This is a genomic window from Novosphingobium mississippiense, from assembly GCF_044029535.1.
Lineage (GTDB): Bacteria > Pseudomonadota > Alphaproteobacteria > Sphingomonadales > Sphingomonadaceae > Novosphingobium.
In genome coordinates this window covers 770362-795256 of sequence record NZ_CP147001.1, presented here as the reverse complement: position 1 = coordinate 795256, position 24895 = coordinate 770362, and the positions used below count along the sequence as shown (strand labels likewise).

23 protein-coding genes are annotated in these 24895 nt (G+C 58.6%); 10 read left to right on the top strand and 13 right to left on the bottom strand.

The window, feature by feature from the left end:
* Positions 1-2: 2 nt before the first annotated feature.
* The gene (locus tag WBP06_RS03775) at positions 3-1157 is read right to left on the bottom strand and encodes an acyl-CoA dehydrogenase family protein (RefSeq protein ID WP_395331990.1); all 1155 of its coding nucleotides are present in this window, start codon (positions 1155-1157) and stop codon (positions 3-5) included.
* Between the two features lie 74 nt (positions 1158-1231).
* Positions 1232-2122 carry a LysR substrate-binding domain-containing protein gene (locus WBP06_RS03770; RefSeq protein ID WP_395331988.1) on the bottom strand — a complete coding sequence of 297 codons (891 nt, stop codon included), beginning with the start codon at positions 2120-2122 and terminating at the stop codon, positions 1232-1234.
* 131 nt (positions 2123-2253) lie between these two features.
* On the opposite strand from WBP06_RS03770, the gene WBP06_RS03765 reads away from it, so the two are divergent.
* The 4 genes from WBP06_RS03765 to WBP06_RS03750 are packed head-to-tail and all read left to right on the top strand — an operon-like array spanning position 2254 to position 6656.
* Complete coding sequence (locus tag WBP06_RS03765; RefSeq protein WP_395331986.1) at positions 2254-3060, top strand: crotonase/enoyl-CoA hydratase family protein; 807 nt, start codon at positions 2254-2256, stop codon at positions 3058-3060.
* Positions 3057-4295 (top strand): CaiB/BaiF CoA transferase family protein, encoded by a 1239-nt coding sequence (locus WBP06_RS03760; protein ID WP_395331984.1) that lies wholly within the window; start codon positions 3057-3059, stop codon positions 4293-4295. Before WBP06_RS03765 ends, WBP06_RS03760 begins: the two co-directional genes overlap by 4 nt.
* Positions 4295-5731, top strand: coding sequence for an aldehyde dehydrogenase family protein (locus WBP06_RS03755; RefSeq protein ID WP_395331983.1), 1437 nt, complete (start codon positions 4295-4297; stop codon positions 5729-5731). Before WBP06_RS03760 ends, WBP06_RS03755 begins: the two co-directional genes overlap by 1 nt.
* A gap of 22 nt (positions 5732-5753) precedes the next feature.
* Positions 5754-6656, top strand: a complete 903-nt coding sequence (locus tag WBP06_RS03750; RefSeq protein ID WP_395331981.1) for an NAD(P)-dependent oxidoreductase — start codon at positions 5754-5756, stop codon at positions 6654-6656.
* A 123-nt stretch (positions 6657-6779) separates the two neighbouring features.
* Here the strand turns inward: WBP06_RS03750 and WBP06_RS03745 are convergent, their stop codons facing one another.
* From WBP06_RS03745 to WBP06_RS03725, 5 genes are all read right to left on the bottom strand, one after another.
* Positions 6780-7745 carry an AEC family transporter gene (locus WBP06_RS03745; RefSeq protein ID WP_395331979.1) on the bottom strand — a complete coding sequence of 322 codons (966 nt, stop codon included), beginning with the start codon at positions 7743-7745 and terminating at the stop codon, positions 6780-6782.
* A 12-nt stretch (positions 7746-7757) separates the two neighbouring features.
* The gene (locus WBP06_RS03740) at positions 7758-8546 is read right to left on the bottom strand and encodes an SDR family NAD(P)-dependent oxidoreductase (protein WP_395334025.1); all 789 of its coding nucleotides are present in this window, start codon (positions 8544-8546) and stop codon (positions 7758-7760) included.
* A gap of 194 nt (positions 8547-8740) precedes the next feature.
* Positions 8741-9685, bottom strand: coding sequence for an SDR family NAD(P)-dependent oxidoreductase (locus WBP06_RS03735; protein ID WP_395331977.1), 945 nt, complete (start codon positions 9683-9685; stop codon positions 8741-8743).
* Between the two features lie 31 nt (positions 9686-9716).
* Positions 9717-10571: an SDR family NAD(P)-dependent oxidoreductase gene (locus tag WBP06_RS03730; RefSeq protein WP_395331975.1), complete on the bottom strand. Its 855-nt coding sequence runs from the start codon at positions 10569-10571 to the stop codon at positions 9717-9719.
* 30 nt (positions 10572-10601) lie between these two features.
* Entirely contained in the window at positions 10602-11537 is a 936-nt protein-coding gene (locus WBP06_RS03725) for an alpha/beta hydrolase (protein WP_395331973.1), read from the bottom strand.
* Between the two features lie 279 nt (positions 11538-11816).
* Here WBP06_RS03725 and WBP06_RS03720 point away from each other — a divergent pair, with 279 nt between their 5' ends.
* Positions 11817-12470: a TetR/AcrR family transcriptional regulator gene (locus tag WBP06_RS03720; protein ID WP_395331971.1), complete on the top strand. Its 654-nt coding sequence runs from the start codon at positions 11817-11819 to the stop codon at positions 12468-12470.
* Positions 12471-12684: 214 nt separating this feature from the next.
* On the opposite strand, the gene WBP06_RS03715 is transcribed toward WBP06_RS03720, so the two are convergent.
* Positions 12685-13431, bottom strand: a complete 747-nt coding sequence (locus WBP06_RS03715; protein WP_395331969.1) for a hypothetical protein — start codon at positions 13429-13431, stop codon at positions 12685-12687.
* A 30-nt stretch (positions 13432-13461) separates the two neighbouring features.
* Here WBP06_RS03715 and WBP06_RS03710 point away from each other — a divergent pair, with 30 nt between their 5' ends.
* The 3 genes from WBP06_RS03710 to WBP06_RS03700 all read left to right on the top strand — a co-directional run bounded on the left by WBP06_RS03710 (position 13462) and on the right by WBP06_RS03700 (position 15106).
* Complete coding sequence (locus WBP06_RS03710; protein ID WP_395331967.1) at positions 13462-13695, top strand: hypothetical protein; 234 nt, start codon at positions 13462-13464, stop codon at positions 13693-13695.
* Between the two features lie 296 nt (positions 13696-13991).
* Positions 13992-14594 (top strand): hypothetical protein, encoded by a 603-nt coding sequence (locus tag WBP06_RS03705; RefSeq protein WP_395331965.1) that lies wholly within the window; start codon positions 13992-13994, stop codon positions 14592-14594.
* A 170-nt stretch (positions 14595-14764) separates the two neighbouring features.
* Positions 14765-15106 (top strand): hypothetical protein, encoded by a 342-nt coding sequence (locus WBP06_RS03700; RefSeq protein ID WP_395331963.1) that lies wholly within the window; start codon positions 14765-14767, stop codon positions 15104-15106.
* A 1238-nt stretch (positions 15107-16344) separates the two neighbouring features.
* Here the strand turns inward: WBP06_RS03700 and WBP06_RS03695 are convergent.
* The gene (locus tag WBP06_RS03695; protein WP_395331961.1) at positions 16345-16872 is read right to left on the bottom strand and encodes a hypothetical protein; all 528 of its coding nucleotides are present in this window, start codon (positions 16870-16872) and stop codon (positions 16345-16347) included.
* 265 nt (positions 16873-17137) lie between these two features.
* Here WBP06_RS03695 and WBP06_RS03690 point away from each other — a divergent pair, with 265 nt between their 5' ends.
* Together WBP06_RS03690 and WBP06_RS03685 are read left to right on the top strand one after the other, a co-directional pair.
* Positions 17138-17824: a hypothetical protein gene (locus WBP06_RS03690; RefSeq protein WP_395331959.1), complete on the top strand. Its 687-nt coding sequence runs from the start codon at positions 17138-17140 to the stop codon at positions 17822-17824.
* A 260-nt stretch (positions 17825-18084) separates the two neighbouring features.
* Positions 18085-18789, top strand: a complete 705-nt coding sequence (locus WBP06_RS03685) for a hypothetical protein (RefSeq protein WP_395331957.1) — start codon at positions 18085-18087, stop codon at positions 18787-18789.
* Between the two features lie 1020 nt (positions 18790-19809).
* Here the strand turns inward: WBP06_RS03685 and WBP06_RS03680 are convergent.
* From WBP06_RS03680 to WBP06_RS03665, 4 genes are all read right to left on the bottom strand, one after another.
* A complete protein-coding gene (locus WBP06_RS03680) occupies positions 19810-21018 on the bottom strand; it encodes a glycosyltransferase family 4 protein (protein WP_395331955.1) in 1209 nt (402 codons plus the stop codon).
* A 586-nt stretch (positions 21019-21604) separates the two neighbouring features.
* Complete coding sequence (locus WBP06_RS03675) at positions 21605-22765, bottom strand: DNA topoisomerase IB (RefSeq protein ID WP_395331953.1); 1161 nt, start codon at positions 22763-22765, stop codon at positions 21605-21607.
* Positions 22766-22968: 203 nt separating this feature from the next.
* Entirely contained in the window at positions 22969-23880 is a 912-nt protein-coding gene (locus WBP06_RS03670) for an NAD(P)H-hydrate dehydratase (RefSeq protein ID WP_395331951.1), read from the bottom strand.
* A 10-nt stretch (positions 23881-23890) separates the two neighbouring features.
* On the bottom strand, positions 23891-24664 hold the full coding sequence (locus tag WBP06_RS03665; protein ID WP_395334023.1) for a histidine phosphatase family protein: 774 nt from the start codon (positions 24662-24664) through the stop codon (positions 23891-23893).
* Positions 24665-24895: the final 231 nt, after the last annotated feature.

Here is a 24895-nt window from a genome sequence, read left to right as displayed (position 1 = left end):
CGTCAGCGCAGGCCCATGCCACGCGCGATAATGCCGCGTAAAATCTCTCGAGTGCCGCCGCGCAGCGAGAAGCTTGGTGCGATGTGCGTGACGTAGAGCAGTGTGCGATACAGTTCCGGTGCGACCGGCTCGTCGGGATGCCCGGCGAGATCATCGCCGATGGCGATCGGCAGTTCTTGCTCGAATGTAGTACCGCGGTCCTTCACCAGACTCGCCTCAACCACCGGGCTTTCACCGAGCGCCAAACGTGCGGTGCAGGCGATCGACATAGCACGCAGCGTTGCCAATTCGGCCATAAACCGGCCCACCAGCGGAGCAGCATCGGTGCGGCCAATTTTCTGCAAATGCGCGATCCACGCGTCGAGCAGAACCACGCTGGAATAGATCCGCTCCGGCCCCGAGCGCTCGAACGCGAGCTCGGCGGTGACTTGCGCCCAGCCCTGCCCCTCCTGACCAACCAGCGCGTCGTCGGGCAATTCGACGTTGTCGAAAAAGACCTCGGCAAAATGGGCATCGCCAGTCAGGTCGATGATTGGCCGTATAGTGATTCCTGGCAGCGAAAGGTCGACGATCAACTGCGAAAGCCCGGACTGGCGATCAGCAGGCGTTCCCGAAGTCCGGACTAGCGCAATCATGAAGTGCGAGTGCATTGCATTGGTCGTCCAGATCTTCTGCCCATTCAGCAGCCATCCGCCAGCCGTGCGCTCGGCTCGGGTACGCACGCTCGCAAGATCCGAACCGGCTCCCGGCTCACTCATGCCGATGCAGAATAGCGCCTCGCCGCGGCAAATCGCGGGAATGTAACGCTTTCGCTGCTCCTCGGTCCCATAGTGAAGGATCAGCGGAGCGCTTTGCCGATCGGCAATCCAGTGCGCTGCGACCGGCGCGCCGGCAGCGAGCAGTTCTTCGACAACCACGAAGCGGGCAAAAGGTCCCCGCTCCTGCCCCCCATACGCCTTGGGTAAGGTCAGCCCGAGAAAGCCCGCCTCGCCGAGAGAACGGCTGAAGGCGGCGTCGAAGCCCTGCCAGGATCGTGCGCGACGGTCGAGCGGCAGTCCTTCGACATGGGCAGCGACGAAATCACGAATGAGCGGCCGCAATGCCTCATCCACGGGCGGCAGCGACGCCAACGTTAGCGTATCGAACACTTCGGGCATCCTCTCGGAACGTGGCGGGTATCGTGCCGCCTGGGTCCGCTGCGATGCCCCTGCCCGACGCCTCATTCAAATATTTAATCGGGCGCTTCCGATACCGACTGAATATCAAGAGCGGTGGTCACGAAGTTTCGCGCCAATGGTCCCGCGTCGTGCGCGGAGGCGATTCCCATATCGATCGCGATGCGATCAACCAGAGGCAGCAGGGTAACCCCGTCCGGCACAAAACGTGCTGTGCGGGCCGGCACCAGCGCCCAGCCAAGTCCGGCCTGGACCAATCCGAGAATGGTCTGCACTTGCGTTGCCTCTTGTGCGATGCGCGGAATGATCCCGGCGCGCTGGAAAGCAAGCCGGATCACCGATTGCAGCACGCTGACCGGGCTGTAGATGATCAGGGGATGGTGAGCGAACTCGGCTAGCCCGATGGAGCGACACGCTTTTGGCACCTGGTTCGACGGCAAAGCGGCGTACAGACTGTCCCGCTCGATTATCTCCATCGCGACGGGGCTATTGTCCATTACAGGGAGGCGGACGAGCCCAACATCCAACCGCCGCCCTGCGATGGCGCGCACAATCTCAACGCTGTTCATTTCCTCAAGGACGAGATCGACCTGCGGGTATTTCTCTCGAAATGGGGAGACGATGCGTGGCAGGACTCCGCCAACGGCAGAACCAATGAACCCTATGGCCAGGCGGCCGCTAAGGCCCGCCGCGCCAAGCCGAACTGCGTCACGCACCATATCGGCTTGTGCCAGCGCCGCTCGCGCCGGCCCGAGTGCTGCCAGGCCAGCGGCGGTCAGGCGAACCCCGCGTGTCTCGCGCTCGAACAAGGGGGCTCCGAGATCTTCCTCCAACTTGCGGATGGAAACGGTCAGCGGTGGCTGCGACATATTGAGCCGCTCGGCTGCCCGATGAAAATTGAGGGTCTCGGCGAGAACCGAGAAATAGCGCAGTTGGCGAAGATCCATGATATCGATCGCATATCGGTTTAATGAAAATCAATATTAGCCAGACCGCGCAGCGTGGCATAGCCCTTTGTCCATCCCAACAAGAACTGAGGGGGGCGGCTATCCTCCCCCCAACCGGAGAGGATGACGAGATGGCCGAAGAGCCGTTCCTGCGCGTAGCTCGCGATGGTCCTGTTGTAGTGGCGACCCTCAACCGCCCTGAGACCCGCAATGCAATCTCGGAAACTGCTCACAGCGAGGAAATCGCGGAATTCTGCGCAAGCATGGCCCGCGACGCTTCAGTGCGCGCCGTCGTCCTCACTGGCGCAGGCAAAGCCTTCTGCGCCGGCGGCAACGTCAAGCACATGCACGAGCGCAAAGGTATGTTCGCGGGGGCTCCATTCCCGCTCCGTAACGCCTATCGCACCGGCATCCAGCTCATTCCCTTGGCGCTCTATGAACTCGAAGTCCCGGTTATTGCGGCCATCAATGGTCCGGCGATCGGCGCGGGCCTCGACCTTGCATGCATGTGCGACGTACGGATTGCCTCGGACACCGCGCTATTCGCAGAAAGCTTCGTGAAGCTGGGCATCGTTCCAGGCGATGGCGGCGCATGGCTGCTTCCCCGGGTGATCGGCATGGCGCGCGCCAGCCTGCTGACGCTGACTGGCGAAACCATCGATGCCCAGAAAGCCCAGGAGTATGGCCTCGTTTCGGAAGTCGTTCCGCCCGAATGCGTCCTCGATCGCGCCCTGGATGTCGCCAGGCAAATCGCTGCCAATCCAGGCCAGGCCACCCGCATGGCCAAACGGCTTCTTCGCGAAGGTCAGGACATGAAGCTTGCGCCTCTTCTTGAGCTGTCGGCAGCCTATCAGGCGCTTGCGCACCACACCCAGGACCACCACGAAGCCGTCGCTGCGTTCCTCGAAAAGCGCGCCCCAGAGTTCATCGGGCAATGAGCGAGCTGACTGCCACCGGCCCACTGGCAGGCATTCGTGTGCTCGATCTATCGCGAGTGCTTGCCGGCCCATGGTGCTCGCAAATCCTTGGCGATCTCGGCGCCGAGGTCATCAAGGTCGAGCAGCCCGGCCATGGTGATGACACGCGCCGTTGGGGGCCACCGTTCCTTGAGGATGGGTCAGGCGATTCCGCCTATTACCTCTGCGCCAATCGCAACAAGCGTTCGGTCGCAATCAACATGGCCGATCCCGAGGGCGCCGAGCTGATCCGTAGTATGGCGAGCCAAGCGGATGTCGTTCTCGAAAACTTCCGCGTTGGCGGGCTTGTCAAATACGGGCTCGATTACGAAAGCCTCAAGGCAATCAGATCGGACATTGTCTATTGCTCAATCACCGGGTTCGGCCAGCACGGTCCTCTCAAGGACAATGGCGGCTATGACTTCCTGGTCCAAGGCATGAGCGGGCTCATGAGCGTAACAGGGCTGCCCGATGGACAGCCGGGCAGCGGTCCGATGAAGGTCGGCATTCCAATCAGCGATCTCACCACCGGACTTTACGCGGCAATCTCCGTTCTGGCTGCGCTCAATCACAGGGACCGTACTGGTGAGGGCCAGCAAATCGATCTTGCCCTGCTCGACACCCAAGTTGCGCTCCTTGCCAACCAGGCGTCGAATTGGATGAACGGAGGGCTGATCCCCCGTCGCCTCGGCAATCAGCATCCCAATACCGTCCCGTACCAGGATTTTGCCTGTGCGGATGGAGAAGTGTTGGTGGCACTCGGCAACGACCGTCAATTTCGCAGTTTTTGTGAACTTATCGAGAGGCCTGACCTGCCGGAGGACCCACGGTTCGTCGTCAACGCCGGACGTAGTATCCATCGCGACGCACTTCTCGCTGAAATGCGCCCCGCCGTGGCGCGATGGAATTCCGCGGAGCTCATTGCCGCTATGGAAATGGCAAAGCTGCCAGGCGGCAAGGTCAACACCATCCCGGAAATCCTCGAACACCCACAGATCGTCGCGCGTGGGCTGGTCAACTCGATCGACCGCAGCGATGGTGCCAAAGTCCAGTTCGTTGGATTTCCTGCAAAATTTAGTGCGACACCGGCAGATTATCGGCACGCCCCTCCTCGTTCGGGCGAAGACACCTTTGCAACTCTAAAATATAAGTTAGGACTTACTGATAATGATATTGCGCGGTTAGAGTCGACCGGCGTGATCGCGGAGAAACTCTGATGGAAGGCAGGAACTTTATCGACGGCCGATGGCGCGAAGGTGCCACGCCGTTCGAAACGATCAACCCTTCCGATCTCGACGAGGCAGTCGGGCACTACACGAAAGCGGGGATCGCAGACGTCGAGGAAGCGATGGACGCTGCGCGCCGCTCGCAACCGGGTTGGGCCGCATTCAACATGCAGGCGCGCGCGGATTTTCTGCACCGGGTCGGAGAGCTGCTTGTCGCTCAAAGCCGGGATATCGGCACGCTGCTGGCGCGCGAAGAAGGCAAGACACTCGCCGAAGGAATCGGCGAAACCCTGCGTGCAGCCCAATGTTTCCATTTCTATGCCGGCGAAGTCGTCCGACCCCAGGGCCAGTGGTACAACTCGATGCGCGAAGGCCACAACGTGCTGGTTACACGTGAACCGGTGGGCGTAGTCGCAGCGATAACGCCGTGGAACTTTCCCATCGCATTGCCGTCCTGGAAGGTCGCTGGCGCGCTCGCCTATGGCAATTCGGTCGTGCTTAAACCTTCGACCTTCGTCCCAGGTTGTGCAGTAAAGCTCGCAGCCATTCTTGAAGAAGCCGGACTGCCTGGCGGGGTGTTCAACCTCGTCATGGGTGATGGCCGCGCGGCCGGCAACGTAATGATCGACGCCGCAGATGCACTTACGTTCACCGGCGGCACCGAAACCGGGCGCGTCGTCCTGAAGCGGGCGGCCGAAACGATGACGAAGTGTCAGCTCGAACTCGGCGGAAAGAACCCTCTGGTCGTTCTCGACGATGCCGATCTCGAACTCGCCGTCGAGATTGCAGCCAACGGCGCATGGATTCAGACCGGTCAGCGCTGCACGGGAACCGAGCGATTCATCGTCACCCGCGGCATCCATGACGCGTTCGTGGAGCGCCTGGAAAAGGCAGCGAAAAGCTATCGGGTCGGGCATGCGCTTGATGCCGACACACAGATCGGACCAGTTGCAAATCTACCCCAGTTCAATGCCAACCTTGAATTTGTGAAGAACGCGCAGGTCGAAGGCGCAGAACTGGCCGCAGGCGGCATCGCACTCGAAGCGCGAACCCGCGGATACTACATGGCGCCCACCCTGCTTGTCGGAACACGCAACGAGTGGGCATGCAATCAGCAGGAGTCATTCGGTCCGATTGCATCGGTCGTCATGGTCGAAGATCTCGACGAAGCGATCGCCGCAGCCAATGGCTGCGACTACAAATTGACCGCCGGTATCGCGACAACGAACCTCAAGAGCGCGGAACGCTTCCGCAAGGGCTCACAGGCCGGCATGGTCATGGTCAATACACCGACCGCCGGCCTCGAGTATCATGTCCCGCTCGGCGCTCGTGCTCCGTCCGGATATGGACCGCGCGAAACAGGCTCCGCCAGCGCCGAATTCTTCACCGAAAGCAAGACATCCTACATCAACCACGGTGCCGCCTGATGCGCCCGGAGGAGAGCCTGAAATGACGACGAAGATCGCCTACATAGGCCTTGGCGCAATGGGGCTGCCATTGGCCCGCCATCTCCAGCGCGCCGGCTATAACGTGACCGCGTTCGACCTCGATGCCAACCGTGCGGACGAAATCGTCGCTCTGGGTGGCAGCAAGGCCAACTCGGTGGCGCAAGCGACCCGTGGCGCCGAAGTGATCATCACCTGTCTACCCGCGACGCCGCATGTCGAAGCGGTGGTACTGGGGAACGATGGAGTGCTGGCTAATGCAGCTCCGGGCGCACTCCTCCTCGACATGTCGACGATCGATGCCAACGGCACCGATCGCGTGGCCAAGGCTTGCGCCGAAAATGGTATCGCCTTCGTAGACAGCCCGATCGGGCGCCTCGTACTTCACGCAGAGCGCGGGGAATCGCTGTTTATGGTCGGAGCCGACGACGGCGATTTCGCCAGGGTAGAGCCATTGCTCAAGGCAATGGGCAAGGACATCTACCGCTGCGGTGGCACCGGCACCGGCAGCCGCATGAAGCTGGTGAACAATTTCCTCCTTCTCACCATCGCGGAAGTGAGCGCGGAGGCAGTCGCGCTAGGCGCCAAGCTTGGCCTCGATATTGAAACGATCCTCAAGGTTACAGGGGGCACAACCGCGCAGAACGGCCAGCTTCACACCCTGATGGTCAACAAGGTGTTGAAGGGCGATACGACACCGGGTTTCACCATCGACCTGGCCTTCAAGGACATGACCCTGGCGATGACTGCTGCAGCCGAGCAGCGTATGGGCCTCCCCGTCGGGGCGGCCGCCCACGCTGTCTACGGCGCGGCGCGTGCCAGCGAATTTTCCAATCAAGACTATTCGGCGCTGCTCGATTTTGCCTGCAGCAACGCCGCCATCGTCTCTCCGCGCACGGCTGCATGACGGGATCCTGGGGGGGATTCCACTCCCGTCAGCCGTGCGTCATAGGCCCTTTCTCACGGTAAGGGCCATCACCTGAGCCCCGGGGAGCGGTCAGCCTTCCCGGGGCTCTTTTCTACGCACTTCCTAGAGTGGCACTGTGAACCGGGCGATACCAAGCGCCTCGATCGCCAGCAAAACGCCAGGCAATGTGAAGGCGGCTCCTATCGTTGAAAGAACAACTGCGGCGGCTCCCAATTGCCGTTCACGTGGTCCTGTTTGCGCCGCGAGAATGAACGTGGAGGTAGCGCTGGACGCGCCCGCCATAATGATCGCGGTCGCCGCCCAGACAGGCGGTAGCGGCGGGAGTACGGCAAGCAGACAAAGCGTAATCCCCGGCAGGACTAGGAGCTTGCCGATAACGGCGATGCCCAAGCCTCGCCCGGCTCGTCCTTCCAAGGGTTTTGCCACGACCATGCCGATCGCGACCAGCGCGCAAGGTCCGGTCGCATTGCCAAGCGTCTCCAGCAGTCGATCAACGGGAGGTGTGAGAGGTAGGCGCCCCAACGCAAAACCAATCCCCAGCACGCAGCCAATCACCAAGGGACTGCGGCAAAGTTGCCTCAGCACGGCACCGCAGGCTTGCGCCACGCTATGCTGCCCACCTTGCGCCAAGACGCCAACGAAGACGCACCAGGAGAACACCACCATCGTGTAGAGCGCCATGGCCACCGCGCAGGGCCCCAAGCTAGCAGGACCGAGCAGTGCCAAACTGACCGGCAATCCGATAAAGGCACCATTACCGAACGATGCTCCCATCGCGACCACATTGGCCATGCCCGCTTGCTCGCCGCGCCAACGTTCGAACAGGAATGCGCTGATCCAGACCAGCGCCGGCCCTGCGATGGCCACCGTCGCCATTGCCGGAACGCCGAGATCCTCCGGTGTCATCGTCGCAATCGCGCGAAAGGTGAGCACGGGAAGCGTAACTTGGGCGACGAAGTGACTGAGAACGCCATCGGCGCCCTCGCCCAGATACCCCGTCCGTCCGGCAACGAAGCCAAGCGCGATCAGCCCAAACACAGGCAGCAAGGCGCTCAAAATTGTCAGCACAGATCGTCCCCGTCAGTAGCGAAGGCCGATAGCGCCATCGTGGTAGATCGATGCACCGGTGACGAACCGCGCGTCGCAAGACGCGAGGTAGACAAAAGCGTGAGCAACGTCCTCGGGCTGGCTGGCCGTCCCAAGCGGGTTCATCGCCGCGAGTCCCGCTTCCGCCGCTTCAACCGACTCCCACATTCCCGAAGCGACCCAGGCATCGAGACCTTCGCGAATGATCGGGGTCATCGTCACGCCCGGATGGATCGAGTTCACGCGGATCTTGTGCGCGCCAAATTCAAGCGCGGCACAAATCGTCAGCATCCGTCCGGCGGCCTTCGAGACGTGATAGCCGATGTTGGTCGCGTTGGGCATGTAAGACGCCATCGACAGGTTGTTGATGATGGCACCACCGCCGTCGAAGCGCTCCACGGCCGACGATAGATGGGGAAGACACGCCTTCATGCCCAGAAACAGCGCGTCGTGATTGACGGCCATCACCTTGCGTAGATCGCCAAGCGCCGTATCGGCTATCCCGCCATGGATGGACATGCCGGCATTGTTCACCAGGACGTCGAGCTGCCCGAACTCACTTATCGTTGCTTGGACCACCTGATCCCACGCAGCTTCGTCTGTGACATCGTGCTCTATCAGACGGAAATCACCCGAAGCCCCGTCATTGGCGATCATTGCCGCAATCTCATCAGCATGTTCCCGTCGATAATCGGTTCCGATCACCGCGCGCGCGCCTTGTGCGAGATAAGCCCGCACGACTGCAATCCCGATGTTTCCCGGTCGGCCTGTACCCGTGACAATGGCGACCTTGCCGTCCAGCTTTCCCCTGGTTCAACCCCGGAATGACGCCCGTCGCGTCGATGCGCATAGGTCATTTGGGCTTCGGTTCCCCAGCGTCCGTCGCTCATCTCAATCTTCTCCCGCCTACTTCTCGTTGGTCGCCGCCATCACCCCGCTGTCCAACACGACGATGGGATTCCCCTCCTCCCGATTGTTCAGGCAACGAATTGGCGAAAGACGTCCCAAGGCACCTCTGACGTGTAGAGTTCGGCCTCATCCATCGAGCTTGCGGGGACTGAAAAGCGCTCGGTTGTGAAGGCTTCGTCAAAATGAGCGATCGCATCTTCGGGCGACCAATCCTTGTCGGTGCCGCGATATCCCTGCGAAACCCCAGCAAATACGCGAGCGTACCCTCCCCCGCCCACTGAAAACATTTCGCCATTCGACGGCGCTTCGGCATGTGCCAGCATGGCGACCACCGGCGCCACCGCGCGCGGAGGAAAGTCGCGCTGCATCAAGCCGTTGATCGGTTCTCCCATCAGAGCAGTCATCCGGCTGCCGGCGATCGGCATGATCGCATTTACCTTGATGTTCCAACCATTGGCTTGCGAGGCGGAAGCTAGCGCGCGGGTCATCGCCCAGATGGCCCCCTTTGCGGCCGGATATGGCACACCCGAGCCCATCCCGAACCACGAGCCAGAGGCGACGTTGACAATGCGGCCGTAGTCTTGCGCCTTCATCGACTCCCAAACCGCACGGCATAGCCAAAAGGTGCCGCCTGCGGAAACCGCAAGGTCGTTCGTCCACTGCGCGTCGGTGATGGTGGCGATGGGTCCAGAACCGCTGACAATGCCGGCATTGTTAACGAGGATATCGATCCGCCCCCAGCGAACCATCGCATCTTCAACGATGGCTGCGGCCCCCTGCGCTGTCCCGACGCTCTCGCCGTTGGCTTCTGCTTCGCCGCCCTCCGCCCGAATTTCTTCCGCAGCACGGGCAGCGTATCCGCCGTTTGCGCCATTGCCGATGAAATCGCCGCCGAGGTCATTGACCAACACTTTGGCGCCGCGTTCTGCCAACAGCGATGCGTAGGCCTTGCCGAGCCCACCCCCCGCTCCAGTGACGATGGCGACTTTTCCGTCGAACCGCATCTCACTCATCACGTTCTCTCCCGAGTGTTCGTCGCTCCGTTCAATCGACGGCGATCTCACGTGCAATGTCAGGCATGTAGGGCGGCGTTTCGTGCTGGAAGAAAGCTATGCGCCCCTCCAGCACTTGCCGGCTCATTTCGGGCTGGCTGTGAACCCAGAACTTGTTTTCGGCGATCTGCTCCAGGAACAAGCGGCAGCCTTCGTCCAGATCCATGCCATAGGAACTCATCATTTCGGCCATTTTCCGCCGATGACTGACCGCCGCTGCTGGTTCACCCAGCCCTGCCTCGACATTGAAGATGTTGGTCTTCAGCATGCCCGGAATGATCGAGGAAACGTGGATCGGCGCGCCCTTCAGCTGCATCTCCAGATAGAGGCACTCGCTGAAGGCCTGCACTGCGTGCTTGGTGACGATATAGGCCGTCTGCGCCGGCATCACCGAAAAGCCGCCGATCGAGGACAAGTTGGCGATCCACGCCTCCTTGCCGCTTTCCAACATGCGCGGCACGAAGGCGCGGACGCCATGGATCACGCCGTGGATATTGATGTCCAGCGTGGCTTCCCAGCGCGACACCGGGATTTCCCAGGTGAAGCCGACCGTCTCGATCCCCGCATTGTTGACCAGCAACCGCACTGCGCCATGCCGTTCGAATACGTAATCGGCCAACCCGTCCAGTTCCTCCGGCCGAGAGACATCGACGCGGACAGCCTCCCCTTTGCCCCCGGTTGCCACAATGGCGTCGACGGTCGCGGTGGCCGCCGCCTCGTTGATGTCGGCTGCCACCACGGTCATGCCCAGTGCACCCGCGCGCCGGGCAAGGCCCGCGCCGATGCCCGAGCCCGCTCCGGTTATGACGGCGACGCCGCCCGCAAAAACTTCGGCGTCGCGCGCCATGGCTGTTCTCCCGCAGTTTTGATTGTCGATTTACGCTGCGCAGTGCGTCTTGAGGAACGCCCCTGCATCTTTCAGTGCTTCGCGGGCCCCCGGGAGGAAACCAACCCAGGATGCAAAACCGTGCACCATTCCAGCGTAACGCTTCGCTTCCACAGTCACCCCCGCATCAGCGAGTTTGGCTGCATAGAATTCGGCATCGTCCCGCGAGGGGTCGCATTCGGCAGTAACAACGAAATGAGGGGGAAGCCCGGCATGGCTCGCCGCACGAACCGGTGAGGCGCGGTAGTCCTCGGCCTGGGCCGGGTCGCTAAGGTACTGTTCCCAGAACCAGCTTACATCATCTTGCGTTAGCAGCGGCCCGTCAGCGAACTCCAGCGCCGACGGTGTCTCCGTTTCCGGACAATTGCATGGCCCATAGATGTTGATGACGGCTCGCGCTTGTGGGCCGCCTGCATCGCGCGCCATCAGCGCAACGGCACAGGCAAAGTTTCCTCCCGCGCTGTCGCCGGCAAGCGCCAGTCGGTCAGGGTCACCGCCAAGCTCGACTGCATTGTCAGCGGCCCATCGAAAAGCAGCGAAGGCATCTTCAGGACCGGCCGGAAAAGGATGTTCCGGGGCCAGGCGATAGTCGACAGAGACTACGATGCTATCGCCCCAAGCACAGAGCGCGCGCGCGATCATGTCTTGTGTGTCCAGGTCCCCGACGACGTAGCCGCCACCGTGCATGTAGACGGTGATCGGCAGTCGGCCTTCTGCCTCTGGCCAATACAGTCTGACCGGAATTTCGCCTCCCGGCCGCGGCACGAGACGCTCTTCGGTTCGACCGATTATTGCATCAGCAGCCGGCGGAATGGCGATAGAGCTTTCCCGAACCGACTTACGCAAGATGTCCAGCGGAACGTGCCGTACTCCAGGCCACGTCGGCATGGCTGCAAGCATCTGCGCGATCTGTGGATCGATGGCCAATTCTGTCGTCCTTTCCCTGGCGAAAACCCAGACGCCAAACCGGGGCCACCGTGGACTGGTAGCCGCTCTGGATTCAGCGTCGGCGTTCAAAATTCGGCATTATTTCTCGAATTTAATGAGCGCTCACTTACTTCTTATATGATACGCAAAATGCGAGTCAATGAGATCTGTCATCAGAACATTCGAAACATCGATGACGCGGTTCTGCGCATTAATCCGTGTTTCCGTCTTGCCATGGCGGAACGCAAAAGTAAGTAAGTGCATATGAAGAAACCAAGGATGCCAGCTAATGAACGCCGCGCTGCAATCGTAACTGCAGCACGCAAGGTCTTTTCGCGAGACGGTTACGAGGGCGCAAAAACCTCCCAAATCGCTCAAGAGGCCGGCGTTTCCGAAGCGCTAGTCTACCGCCATTTCCCCTCCAAGTTGGCGCTCTACAGGGCGGTCCTTCGGCAGCTATTCATCGAACAGGACGAAAATTGGCAGCAACTTGGATTTCACCAAAACGGTGCGGAGGGGCTGGTTGCCGCGATACATAGTTTCTTCGTGCTTGCTGCGCAGGGTGATCTCACGCCTGAGTCTCTCGACCGTTATCGGCTGACCTTGGCCAGTCTCTCGGGAGATGGGTCATATGCAAGCCTGATTTATCGGCGATCTCAGCGTCGAAACGCAAAAGCCATAGCCCAGGAACATCATGCAGCGAGGCTTGCCGGTGATATCACCGGAGAGCCGCTGGAGCCGTCAACCACCGCGATGTTTATCGAGCACATCGGTACGATGATGGGAGCGATCGTCGCACTCCCTGAAGCCTCGCGACCTTACGGTGAATCGGGCGAGGACCTTGCACGGCACGCCACGTGGTTTTGTTGTAGAGGCATCGGCTTAAGTGATGCCGCCATAAAGCGCTGCCTGGGAGGCGACCGCAAAACTTAAACCCCTGGTCTTAGAGGCAATCGGTGCAGGCGAATTAGCGCGATGATTGACTTTGGGAAATTCGCGAAAGCCGGATTCCGGCTCCCAGGAAGCGGCCGTTCACAGCTTGCAGAAAAGCCTACCGGCGGAGGGCGGCAAGGCGCTCATGTCAGTCGTTCCGCAGTTTTAGGCGAACTCCTGAAACCCGCCTCGTCGGAAAACACCTGATTTGCGGTTAGGCAGGCACCATTCTTACCGCCGGGTCGCAATAGTCGATGATTCCCGTTTCCATGGGCCAAGCCTCCATCTTCACCGACAGGAACGTAGGAAGCCGAACAGTATCAGTATGCACGAGATGTCGCTCTGCGGCTTGGCAAAAACGCAGGAAAACGAGGTCAGAGGCGAGTTTTTGAATGGTGCTGTGCGTCTCGGCCCGATCCTTCCAGCCCTCTCCCGGCTCACAAAATCGTTCGTAAATGGGGCTGACGTCTTCCATTCCGACAAGCCTAGGCTCGGGATTGAGCGGGGCGGGACTGGAGTGCGGGCGGTCTGGCAATCGCGCAAATGAGCGCGCTCTGTTGAGCCGCTCTACATAATCGGCGGCATCTCGGTTAAAAATCGAGAACGGCAGTTCCACGAACGAAGCTTCCGCCGCGCTTCTGGCAAAGGTCACTTCGATGGTCATGTCGAGATCGGGAGCGTTGCGATGCACAAGGCTCAAGATCATCGCCCCCATTATCCCCTCGGTAAGACCGTTTCCCGCATTTTTCATCGCAGTATCGATGGACGGCCACCGATCAATTTGAAAGTCAGCCACCCGCCTCTTGATCAGCGATACAAGCAACGGATCATCGGACGCATTTATGGCATGGTGTAAAAGATTTTCCACTTCCGCCAACGGACTCCGCTCGACCAGTTCGCGAAACTGCCGCTGAAAACTTTGTCGGTCTGCATCGTTCATTTTTCTGATATAGCCAGCCATCTTTAAAAATCGGTGGCTGACGAAATTCGCATGATTTCCGACAGGGTGCCTGCAGTTTTCGCCAAACACATTTCGCGCATACGACTTCTCACCGCTGGTGCGGAGGGGGTGCACGAAAAACTCGGTCGGAACGGCGAATTGTCGGAAATCACGTTAGTCGAGAATTCTCGACACAACCCAGCCGCGGCAATTCACGGAACAGATCCCGAAGGCGACATTCAGCAATCGGCCATTCTTGCTCGTCTGGTGACTGATCCGCACTGAACCTCAAACCGCCGGATTGATCGCTTTCCGGCGGTTGGAGGCGACCAGATCAAGTGCCAGGAGGGGGCGATCGTTCAGCTGAAGGGCGGCTTTCGACCCAATTGTTGCCGGTCCGAGCCGGCACCTGGAATGGCCGCTCCCGCCAGAACCTGACAGATGGCAGCTTTGCGCAATTTTAATCCGGAACCCGCATTTCCGGAACCGCCGACGAGGCGGTCATTCTCAAGATCGTCGCCCCTAGAGTAAGGTGCTAAGATATTAGAGATCAGGTAACTTTATAATGACACAAGGGCCGGATGACTGATTGGACAACCTTAGGTTTCGCAGAGTCTTGGACCGATGACTGTTGGGGAATTAGATCGGGATTTACGCTCCAAGTTTTCAACGTTTATCCTCGCATCAGCGACATTCTGTGTGGTTTATTTATTGGGTGGGAAGAGGAAATTCATTGGTGGCGTAGGGCTCTAGATGGATTACCGCCTGAAGCGATTAAGCGTGCTCGCATTCAGGTCGCACACCACCAAAATAGTGGGACTGCATGTCGACCATTCGCCGGTCAGTTGTCACCAGTAGCGATCGCAGAAGACATGATGTCTCCAGTAATAGACCTATGTCGTCATTATTATCAAAGCAATGCGGGAGCCTTCACATATCCTTATGAAAAATATCCTGAAATTTCTAAAGATTATCGCGACAGGGTTGAGGGCATTGGCCTGACGGCTGATCATTTATTAGGCGAAATTAGAGAAGGTGTTTATCCTCTCGATGCGACCGAGGAAAATGTTTGCAAACTATTGGCGGATCCGGGTGAGGCTGTCCGCATGACGGAGATTATAAATAATTTCCCCGGAGCTAAGGAAAGATTGAGGCTGTTTGTATTAGCCGACAATTCTGATTGATAAAGTTGACGGGTCGCCCCGACATGCCGGTCACTCGCGAACCGCGCATCGCTCCTGAAACGCGGAAAGGCAGATTTTCAGGATTTTAATCTGATACCTGCCGTTCCGGACACGCCGACATTGCGGACGTAGCTCCGTGTGTTATTTTGAAGTCATAGGAGTTTTAGCCTATGACCTTGGTTATCACTGCTGCGCTCTTCAGTTTAGTGCTTTTCGGTCTTGCCTGGAGGGCAAACGGACGGTTCCTGCGTGAAAATCGTCTGCCAATGCAGTGGTGGTTGAACGGCGAGGTCACGTGGTCTGCGCCGCGCGCAATAGCCCTCGCTTTTATCCCCGCATTGGCGTTCTGTGTGTTTGCAAGTCTGATCGTTCTGTCTCGCAATGTAGCGCCTCGGCCTGGGCAAGAAGGCATGGTCCTTCCAACCCTTATCGGGCTTGGTGCCACGTTCGTTTTTATCCAGATTCTTCACTTTTGGTTGATCGAAAAGACGCTTCGTCGGAACGGCAACTAACCACCCCTTTCCATCATAGGCGGCGCACAGCTGCGCTCCCGAAACCGGAATGGCAAGATTGCACGATTTTAATCCGAAAGGTGTCTGACCAGACCCGCCGACAATGGCGACATTTAAGGCACGTCAGGCGCCGATGGGCACGAATGATCTCGTACCGCCAACCGGATGATACTATTTCCATAGTGCCAAATTCTTACGCTGCTGTCAGCGTGTATCGGGCCGCCGTGCGCTTCTGTATTGTTGAAGGCGGGCGAACTCTCGTCGAAGTCGGAGTAGCTAAATCGCCGCCCAGCTATTAACAAACGCTCCGAGTCATGCCCCGAATGCGGCATAGGGTGAAAACCCTGCAGGCACCCCTCAACGAACGCCAACTGCTGTCTTCGTTCCAACGCTTCAAAATCTGCCTTTGTACGGAAATGATTTATAGTCGTGAAACTCGCGATTGATCCCGTGAACAGAAAGAAAATAAAGCCAAATACCTTCGCTGCATTTCCTTTAGGGCCGTGATAGAAAGGAGAATTGAGTATTTTTTCCGGTATAAACATCGAAAGTACCCCCGCAAGCGGAAGCAAGAACATCCAACCAATGTCCCTCCACCATTGATCGGGAGACGCCCCCAGATCGTAAACTAGCCGAAACACATCCACCTCAATTCCATCTGCGGTAAGCCGACATAGCGCCGATGTAGGCCGCGCTAAAGGGCGGCTTCCCCCGACTGTCCAGTGATTTGCCGCCGTTCCGGACACGCCCCGTTGCGGACATTTGAACCGCAGGATAGCTTCTGGCTATGTCTACAACGCACACGATTGTCTTGGCGGCCATTGTAGCGTCAGGTCTTCTGGGATGCCTCCGCAGGAGCAGGATGCGGGCGCTACTGATTACGGTGTTATGGCTTGCTCCTCTGTGGTTCGCGTCGTGGTTCACGATGAGCTATTCTGCCGACATAGCTTACGAGTTTGGTGTGTGGTGGGCCTACTTGGCATTCACTCCACTGTTTCTCGCGGTATCAGCAGCGGTGACGCTGTTCCCGTTTATGCTCGTCCAGCGATTGCTAGAAATTCGGCGGCAGCACTGATCGACCCTGACGTCGGCTTTCCACCCCTCCCAGTCATAGGCGGCGCGCAGCCGCGCGCCCGAAACCGGAATGGCAGGATTGCACGATTTTAATCCGAAGGCGGCCTTACCGGATCCGCCGACATTGCGGACAATGGGGAGGCGCGACCGTCCGCTCGGAACCCTCACTCCGTTCCCGCGATAGGTTTGAAGTCGTAAACTTGGCAAGTGATGCCCAGTCGCTTGAGAGGTACGGGGGGTGCAGCCCGCTTTATCCACTTGTTCCGAAACCAGTAGTCGAGCGTGCAACGATCTACGAAGTCAAGAACCGGGAGATTGCCTTTGAAAGCCAATACTCCGTATTCCCCTTTCTTTGGAAAAAGTGGGCCTACGGCAGGCGGACAAGTTGGATGGCCGAGTGTGAAGTAATCGACCGACCAAGCATCCAGCCGTTCGCCAACACTCAATGAACCTGCATACACATGTAGCACACGGAAACGAGCTTTCCCGCCATGGTCCGGCGCGTCGATGATAACGCCGTACACGATGTTGTACGAATTTTTGAAACGCCTTGTTGCCGCCTCACGCGCCTCAGCCCCAAGATCGGGTACAGGCTGGTCGGGTGGCGGCGGAGGCGGTGGGACACAGGCCAGCGCCGAAGATGCATGAAACAGCAAGGTCGCTGCCACAACTTTCGTTGCGAGAAACCGCATCAACATTATTCCTTGTTGCGTAGACAGGCAGTCAGAACAGGACTTCCTTTAGACGACTTTGATTAACTTCCGGTTCCCCGCAATTATGGTTATTCGGGCGGCGCGCTGGCGTTCCCGAGACCGGAACGACCGGATTTCACGATTTTAATTTGAAAACAGTCCTCCCGGACACGCCGACATTGCAGGGGTTACGCCGAGGCGGAGGATGGAAAATAAACTCAAATTAATGCAGAATGCCCAGGCATTTCTGGAAGGGATGTAATTGATGGCCGAATTGAATAAAAAGAATAACACGCATCCCGATTGCGGCAGAGAAATTACAGCACCCTTATCACGCACTTTGATAATAGTGGCATTTGCGCCCTTATTCACGAATCTAGCGCATGCCCGCACCTACGAAAATTCTGTTCCCGCCGAAAACGCTGCTATTTATGAATTGTTACGTAGCGACACCATCGGCAGAAGTATGAAATCATTCTGTCTCGAGGCACGTCTTCCTGCGGTGGATGAAAATACTCCTGGGATGTTTGCGAAGCCCATCAATGACACAGGATCACCCGAGTCTCGCGGCTTCCGGCGAGATCTGAAGACGTTGACTGCGAAGAGAGCGGATCTTCGAACCCGTAATCTTGATGAAGTAAGCTTGCGCGGCGCCGGTTTCAATGTCCGGGAAGCGACCGATGACGAGTGTGCGGAAACTCTAACAGTGCGGCTTCATCGACCTATGGCTAGTCGGAAGATTGTGATTGTGTTTGCAAGTTTGTTCACGAAATGTGCGACCATCCCCCTTGGAGTGAGTTTCCATCTCAATGAGAAAGCATGGGTGCAGAAACACATCGCCTACTATTACTCCGTCGTAGGCCCGCCAGGGTGTTCGTTCAACCCAACGGTTGTGTCGGCTAACCCAACTGACAAGCTCTACATGCTGGAGAGGGCGGGCGCGTCAGAGTAAGCTTCCGCGGGTCACCAGCCAAAAGCGGCATTAGCCCACTCGAAAGGCTTTAGGCGGCAAACCCCAACATTTTGGTCGTAGCGTGTTTCAATCCGACCCATCTAAACCGGTCATCCGTTCAGATTGTGATCGACCAAGGCAACGAATGGCCGCTATCAGGGGGCCGAAGAGGCCACCTGAAGGACGGCTAAGTCGGGGAAGCGGTCATTACAATTAACCGTTTGCGGATAGAGTGAAGCTTCGCAATCGATGGAATAAGAATGGGTGCACAACAGAAAACGCTGGTTATATTGATTGCAGCAGCGCTCTTTACAACGCAGAGTTGCTCACCTTTTGGCCGGAGCTATAGATATCGAATGACGATTGAAGTCGAAACGCTGGAGGGATTGCGAACAGGGGCAGCGGTTCGTGAAATAACGTATCAAGAAGCCCTAAAGCTGGCTGATTCTTCGGGTGCGCATGTCACGCAACAAGGGGAAGCCGTAGCTGTTGATTTACCTGGCGGACGGACGATGTTTGCTCTGCTGGAATCTGATCCTTATATCACAATGCAGACGGCCTTTGGGGCAGATTCCCGGGCGATATTGGATTCTGCGCAAGCAGATATGCGCCTGGCTGTGGTGAAACCGTATCCCCCGACGATTGGAACTGATCCTCGCGCGCCGAGCAATTACTACCACGGGTATCCACAATTAGTGACATTCGAGGATATCAAAAACCCTTCTACGGTGAAGATGGTGGACCCTGGACACCTCGAGAAAACCTTCGGAAGGGGCGTAAAGCTGCGACGGATTACCGTTAGGATGACTAAAGAGGCGATCACGCAGGAGATCGTAAAACGCCTTCCATGGCTGGAGGATTATCAAATCAGACAGGTCAACCTCAATAACACGCCCAATAGTTCAGTGGCATCAAATGAATTAGCCGATCGCTTGGGCACTGGGTATTTCCAAATTTTGAATTGATCAGTCCGAGGCTCTATCTTGGCCTGCCACGCCACGATCAACAGGAAGTTGGCGGCTCCGAAGCTGGCGCGTCCGGAACGTCAAGTTTCCCGTTAAATCGTTGAAAATCAGCCAATCCCTTTTGTCGGGTTTGCGACCTTCCTACGACATGTAGGTTGCCACATATCAAGTGTTATCCCTTGGAATCCCGCGCCAGCATTCCAACGCGGCATCGTATTTTAGGGAGCCTACAAATTCCAGTTCATCAGGCATGTACAAGATGACTTTCGCCCCATCTCACCGTTCTGGTGGGATTTGGGAAATATCCTCGCGGGACTGGTCAAACCACAAAATGTAACCGACCTCATGGTCGCCAGCATTGCTATCAAAAAACACGCGATACATTAGCACTCCTTTTTTCGGACCGGTGGCCAATCAGTGGTTCCTGCAGGATACGGCATTTTCGTGAATTGTGTGGCAGCGGAACGGCAACTGTCTTTAATTTGGAACTCGCATGCGATCAGGCTGAACGCGGCCAGACTCGCCAGCGGCGGTCGCATTATCTCAGGACAGGTTTCGGGGAGGCCGCGTGCCCCGTCGATGTCCGCTATGTTGGCGGCTCCGGAATGACAGGTTCCGGGTCAAAATCGTGAAAAGCCGCCATCTGTCCGGTTCTGGCGAAACCCGACATTGCGGCGCACGCTCGGCAACGGCCGCTTCGTCCCCAAAAGCAGCCTCTCTTGCAATGTCGATGACAGCCTTTGCAGACCAAGAAACCGTGCCTGGACGGCGGCCGCCATGACCCCGAATTCTCACCAACTCCTTTTGTGCCAACCACACGACGATGCCATCTGCGATGACGATTTTCCTTACTGAGGCTCATCGCGTATGCGGAGACTGGGAAACTTTTGTCCGGCCTCGCGATCGCCCCCTTCCCGGCGACCCACTGACGTCCGATACGATCTGATCTGTGTTTATGACGTTGGAGCCGGGGTCCTTCCCGCGTTCCCTGACGGCAGCCAGTGAGAACTACACCCGACCTTAGGGGTGCAGTGGAAAAGAACGCTGCAATCCCGCTGGCACATCCAATTGCTCGGGATGTAAAAGTAGCCCGCCCCCCGCGGCCAACGAGACTGACCTCGCGATTTCTCCGGCGCTCCGAACGCATTCGGCAGATGCCCGGTTACGTGCAGCCGCCCTCTCCACCAAGTTGGCGCTGGCCCCGGCAAAATGTCGCCAGATCGTTGAACGGCCCTTTTCATAGGCGCGCATCTTGAGAGCGCTGAGGCATCCCGGAGTATCGAGCAACTTGTTTACTGCATTCGAGATTGCCGAAGGTTCTCCGGCCGGCACTAGCATGCCGACGCCATCGGCTAGAAGCTCTTGCGCATGGATATAAGTGGTAGACACAACCGCTTTGCCGAGAGCAACGGCATAGCTGAGCGTCCCCGACGTAGACTGCTGAAGATTCGGATACGGCGTCAAGTAGATGTCACAGGCCTCGAGTTGGTCTAAGAGCTCATCCGTATCGAGGAAGCGATCCTCCCATACGACGTTGTTTTGCAGATCGAGCTCCGCCACGCGCTTTTTGAGCCGTTCGCGGTACGTCTCCCCGTGATCTCGCACGAGATCGGGATGTGTTGCGCCCACGATCCGATAAAGCACGTCTGGATGTCGGCGGGCTATCGCCGGAAGTGCTTCGATTGCATGCTCGATACCCTTGCCAGGCCCCAGAAGGCCAAAGGTCATCAGGACAGGTCGATTGGCGATCCCGAGGCGGGATTTGAAATATTCTTCGCGACCAAACGGACGATCTGGCGCTCCGTGTGCGATGACGGTGATACGCTCCGGCGAGACTCCATAGAGGCTGATGAGGAGATCTCGACCGTGCTGGGACATGACCATCACCTCGCACGAGCGCGCGAGTAAGCGCTCCATCACCTGGCGCTGACCGTCAGAAGGTGTCGAAAGGATGGTGTGAAGGGTCAAGACGACCGGGACTGCGAGCCTCTCGACGAGATCGATGATGAGTTTCCCGTCCGGTCCTCCGAAAATCCCGTACTCGTGCTGAAGCCATACGGCGTCCGCGCCAGAAGCGTTGATACGCTCGGCCGCCAGACGATAGGCTTTGGGATCGTCCTGGGCGATAACATGGACGTCGGACGAATAGCCGAGCTCCGAACGGCTGCGATCCAGCGCGTAGACATCGAATGTTATGTTTGGATGGAACTCTTCAACTTTTGTCTTCAAGTCTTCTGTGAACGTCGCGATCCCGCACTTACGGGGCGCATACGTGCCTATGAGGACTACCTTGCAAGTATCGGGTCGGGAAAGCGCTGAGAGTGAGAATCGAATGGGGGCTGCCGATTTGAGGTCGAATGAAACGTTCGTGAGATGAGGCATGCCGGCACCAATGATGAAGGATTTCCTGAGTAAACGGTCGGAAATTCCCGCAGTTCCCCTGCCTGCGGCCGCGAATTTCCAACATCCATTTTTCCCGGGCACGCGACAAGTTCGGGCCCCCCGTTCGGCTACTCGCAACAAGGCGTAGCGGCATGCTCACTCATTCCGCAGGGATTGAGCCGAACGATGCGGGACCAGCAGCAATCGCGCTAGCGGTGCGCAAGGACCGAGATGCGGGACGCTCCGATCTTATCAAGCAGAACGGCCGGCCGCGTCGGGAGAAGGAGAAGAGCGAAATCCAACCCGGATAGCGACGCTCCTCGAAATCGTTGACGCAAGAACGACACTAGAGGTGCCCAAGCCGCAAACCACCTTCTCAACCGCCTTATCATCGGCGGCTATTGGGCATTGACACTCGACATCTCGCGGTTCGCTAAAGAGCCGGAATGTCGGCCTTATCAGCCAGCCTCCGCTGCAGAAACGCAAGCACGACTGCTTCTTCGGGCCGTAGCATGGAGACGTCCTCCCGCAGTTCCTTCTCCACTGCGTCACGCGCTTCCAGAACGAGCTCGTCGCTCAGGTAGCTCTCGAAGATCTCGGGGTGAATGTAGCACTTGCGGCAGACCGCCGGCGTATTTCCGAGCCGCGAGGCTACCGCCTCGATCGCCTCGCGGACATTGCGCTTTGCCGCTGCCAGGCTATCGACCTTCCTATATTCCGTAAGCGCGAGCGCTGCGAGCACAGTCCCGTTCCAGGTCCGAAAATCCTTTGCCGTGATGTCCGATCCGGAAACGTCCTTCAGATACGCATTTATGTCGCTCGACGTAACCTCACATTGCGTGCCGTCTTCACCCAGATACTGGAACAGGTGTTGGCCTGGCAGGTCCTGGCTCGCCTTCACGACCCGGGCGATGCGTCGATCCTTGAGCTTCAGCCTCCATTGCTTCCCGCTCTTGCCCTTGAAATTGAAACGCAGCTCAGCGCCATCGATCGCGACATGCCGATCCTGGAGCGTGGTAAGACCGTAGCTCTTGTTATGCTTGGCATAATCGGCATTACCGACACGGATCATTGTTGTTTCGAGGAGATGGACTACAGCGGCCAGGACTTTTTCCCGAGGCAGTCCGCGCTTGGCGAGATCAGTGTCGATACGTTCGCGCACCGAAGGCAGCGCCTTTGCGAATTCGAGCATGTGTTCGAACTTGGTTCCGTCCCGCACTTCGCGAAAGCGTGGATGGTATCGATATTGCTTGCGGCCCTTCGCGTCCCGGCCTGTCGCCTGGACATGGCCGTTGGCTTTTTGGCAAATCCATACATCGGAATAAGCGGGCGGGATCGCGAGTGAGGCGATCCGCTTAAGCGTCTTCTCGTCCTTGACGAGATTACCCTTGGAGTCGCGGTAGCGGAACTTGCCACGCCAACTCTCCCGGGAAATGCCCGGGCGCTCATCCGTCATATAGACGAGCCCAGCATTTTCAGCCGCTTCCTGCGGGTCTACGATCGTGCCGGACTCGGCGCCCTTGTCTTGCTTGTCGTTCACATCCTTCATGTCGGCAACAGCGCGCGGAGGGGCTTTTTCGTTCCCCGTTCCCATCGCGCTGTCCCGTTCGCCGATCGATGGCCCGTCCCCTGTACGAATCGAGGTTGGTCCCTCTCATCGCATGCCGGTGAGCGCTCGTTGCGCGAGAGCGAAGCTGTATTAAAAGACGCCTCGCAGGCGCTGGAATTACCAGCTTGCCATCGAACTCGATCCCATTTGCTGGCGCCGGAAAGAGATCGACAGCTCTGCGCCAGGTCTTACTCTTCGCTCGCAATCCCCAGCATTCGCGGCAAGGCGATCAGCAGCTCGCGGGCGAGATAGCCCACCGGCCCGATCGTTTGCGCGCAGTGCCGGCCGGCCTCGCCGTGCAGCCAGACTGCCCACAGCGCGGCATCAAGCGGCCGAGCGCCCCGTGCCAGAAGAGCCCCGACGATCCCTGCTAGAACGTCGCCTGATCCGCCGGTCGCAAGGCCCACGTTTCCGCCACTATAGACGAAGCATGCGCCTCCCGGATCGGCGACCAGCGTGGTTGCGCCCTTAAGCACGATCACTGCGTCGAAACGGTCCGCGGCTTGACGCGCAGCAGCCACTCTATCGCGCTCTATGTCGCTTGCCTCGCGTCCCAGCAGGGCTGCCATCTCGCCGATATGCGGCGTGAGCACGCAAGACATTTGAAGGGTCCTCAAGCGCGCAGCGTGATCGGCCAGCCTCATCAGCGCAGATGCATCGATGACCAGGCCCAGTTCCAAGGCGTCTAACCTGGCCAAAGCCATCGCGTCCAGCACAGCCTCTACAAGGCGCGACGCATGGTGCTCGCACGCCATCGCCGGCCCGACTACGAGAGCGTCGGAGCGCGAGAGATGCGGGACCAGCAATTGGACATCCGCCTCGATCTCGCCGCCCGGCCCCTCGGGCAGCGGCAACATTCCGACTTCGGGAAGCAGGGTGCCGATGGGGATGACAGCCGAAGCCACCGTGCCGATTCGCACTTTGCCGGCGCCTGCGCGCAATGCCGCCTCTGCGGTCAGCTGGATGCCGCCGGGAACTTGCAGGCACCCACCAATAACCAGCACGCGCCCACGTGCATTCTTGTCAACGGCCTCGGAAGGCATTGGTACCGGATTCGCGCTAAGCCAGGACGCATCGAGCGAGACGCAGTTCGTCTCCATATCCCTCCGCTCAACCACGAGCCGCTATCATTGGATCGGGCTCATGGGTGGCGGGCGTGCCTTCGCGCTCCAGCGGCGCGACCACATTGTACCGTTGCAGCGCGAGCCGGCCGACTTGCGGGTCAAACCGATACTGCGTGACACTGCAATTAGCCACGTCGCCCTCCGCGTCGATTCCCAGGACTTCAGTCTCGGTCAGGTTTTCGAGGACATAGCGCATGCACAATACTACCACCTGATGGGCGATGATCATCACGCGTTGTCCGGCATAGTGCAGCGAGACCGTGTCCAGCAGCGCGCGCAGCCGGAAGATCACATCAACCCAGCTCTCCCCGCCCGGAGGACGGTGATAGAACTTACCCAGAATCTTCCGGAAGTTCGCTTGCTCCGGTTGTAATTCGCGAATGCCGGCGGTGGTCAGCCCGTCGAGTATTCCGAACTCTTTCTCGCGAAGGCGCTCGTCAAGGCAGATTCTGAGGTCTGATGCGCAGCCCCCTGCCTCGCGGAAAATCTCGCCGGTTTGAAGCGCACGCAAGTAAGGGCTCGAAAGTATCACTTCGGGCCTTTGACCTTCCTCGCCGGTTGCGAACCAGTGGCCCAGCGCTCGCGCTTGGTCCATGCCGAGCGGCGAGAGTGGAACGTCGACGTCGCGATGGTCCAGCGCGATGCGATGCAACCCGTTGGCGTGCGCCATGTCGCGCGCAACGTTTCCGGCGCTCTGGCCATGGCGGATGAGCCAGAGCATGCTCGGCCAGCGGGGCGATCGGTTTGCCTTACTCTCCATCTCCATTGAACGGAGGCTCAGCAGGCTGGTTCCAACTGGGACGACGCCCGAACTATATCGAGTGCCGTAAGAATACGTGTTTTTCGGCTCTTGCGCGGTGCTGCGCATTGAACTTTTCCGACCGGCGCCGGGCGGCGGCGTTGGCGGCGAGGGGAAGAATTGAGTATTCGCCGACCGAAGGAGAATGGATAGATCGGGAAGCCTGTCAGCGACATGCGGCCCATCAAGCTC

Bases quoted from the DNA above. Each gene is read 5' to 3' on its own strand.
- WBP06_RS03775 (WP_395331990.1), bottom strand. From the start codon at position 1,157: ATGCCCGAAGTGTTCGATACGCTAACGTTGGCGTCGCTGCCGCCCGTG.
- WBP06_RS03770 (WP_395331988.1), bottom strand. From the start codon at position 2,122: ATGGATCTTCGCCAACTGCGCTATTTCTCGGTTCTCGCCGAGACCCTC.
- WBP06_RS03765 (WP_395331986.1), top strand. From the start codon at position 2,254: ATGGCCGAAGAGCCGTTCCTGCGCGTAGCTCGCGATGGTCCTGTTGTA.
- WBP06_RS03760 (WP_395331984.1), top strand. From the start codon at position 3,057: ATGAGCGAGCTGACTGCCACCGGCCCACTGGCAGGCATTCGTGTGCTC.
- WBP06_RS03755 (WP_395331983.1), top strand. From the start codon at position 4,295: ATGGAAGGCAGGAACTTTATCGACGGCCGATGGCGCGAAGGTGCCACG.
- WBP06_RS03750 (WP_395331981.1), top strand. From the start codon at position 5,754: ATGACGACGAAGATCGCCTACATAGGCCTTGGCGCAATGGGGCTGCCA.
- WBP06_RS03735 (WP_395331977.1), bottom strand. From the start codon at position 9,685: ATGAGTGAGATGCGGTTCGACGGAAAAGTCGCCATCGTCACTGGAGCG.
- WBP06_RS03730 (WP_395331975.1), bottom strand. From the start codon at position 10,571: ATGGCGCGCGACGCCGAAGTTTTTGCGGGCGGCGTCGCCGTCATAACC.
- WBP06_RS03720 (WP_395331971.1), top strand. From the start codon at position 11,817: ATGCCAGCTAATGAACGCCGCGCTGCAATCGTAACTGCAGCACGCAAG.
- WBP06_RS03715 (WP_395331969.1), bottom strand. From the start codon at position 13,431: ATGGCTGGCTATATCAGAAAAATGAACGATGCAGACCGACAAAGTTTT.
- WBP06_RS03710 (WP_395331967.1), top strand. From the start codon at position 13,462: ATGATTTCCGACAGGGTGCCTGCAGTTTTCGCCAAACACATTTCGCGC.
- WBP06_RS03705 (WP_395331965.1), top strand. From the start codon at position 13,992: ATGACTGATTGGACAACCTTAGGTTTCGCAGAGTCTTGGACCGATGAC.
- WBP06_RS03700 (WP_395331963.1), top strand. From the start codon at position 14,765: ATGACCTTGGTTATCACTGCTGCGCTCTTCAGTTTAGTGCTTTTCGGT.
- WBP06_RS03695 (WP_395331961.1), bottom strand. From the start codon at position 16,872: ATGCGGTTTCTCGCAACGAAAGTTGTGGCAGCGACCTTGCTGTTTCAT.
- WBP06_RS03690 (WP_395331959.1), top strand. From the start codon at position 17,138: ATGGCCGAATTGAATAAAAAGAATAACACGCATCCCGATTGCGGCAGA.
- WBP06_RS03685 (WP_395331957.1), top strand. From the start codon at position 18,085: ATGGGTGCACAACAGAAAACGCTGGTTATATTGATTGCAGCAGCGCTC.
- WBP06_RS03675 (WP_395331953.1), bottom strand. From the start codon at position 22,765: ATGGGAACGGGGAACGAAAAAGCCCCTCCGCGCGCTGTTGCCGACATG.
- WBP06_RS03670 (WP_395331951.1), bottom strand. From the start codon at position 23,880: ATGGAGACGAACTGCGTCTCGCTCGATGCGTCCTGGCTTAGCGCGAAT.
- WBP06_RS03665 (WP_395334023.1), bottom strand. From the start codon at position 24,664: ATGGAGAGTAAGGCAAACCGATCGCCCCGCTGGCCGAGCATGCTCTGG.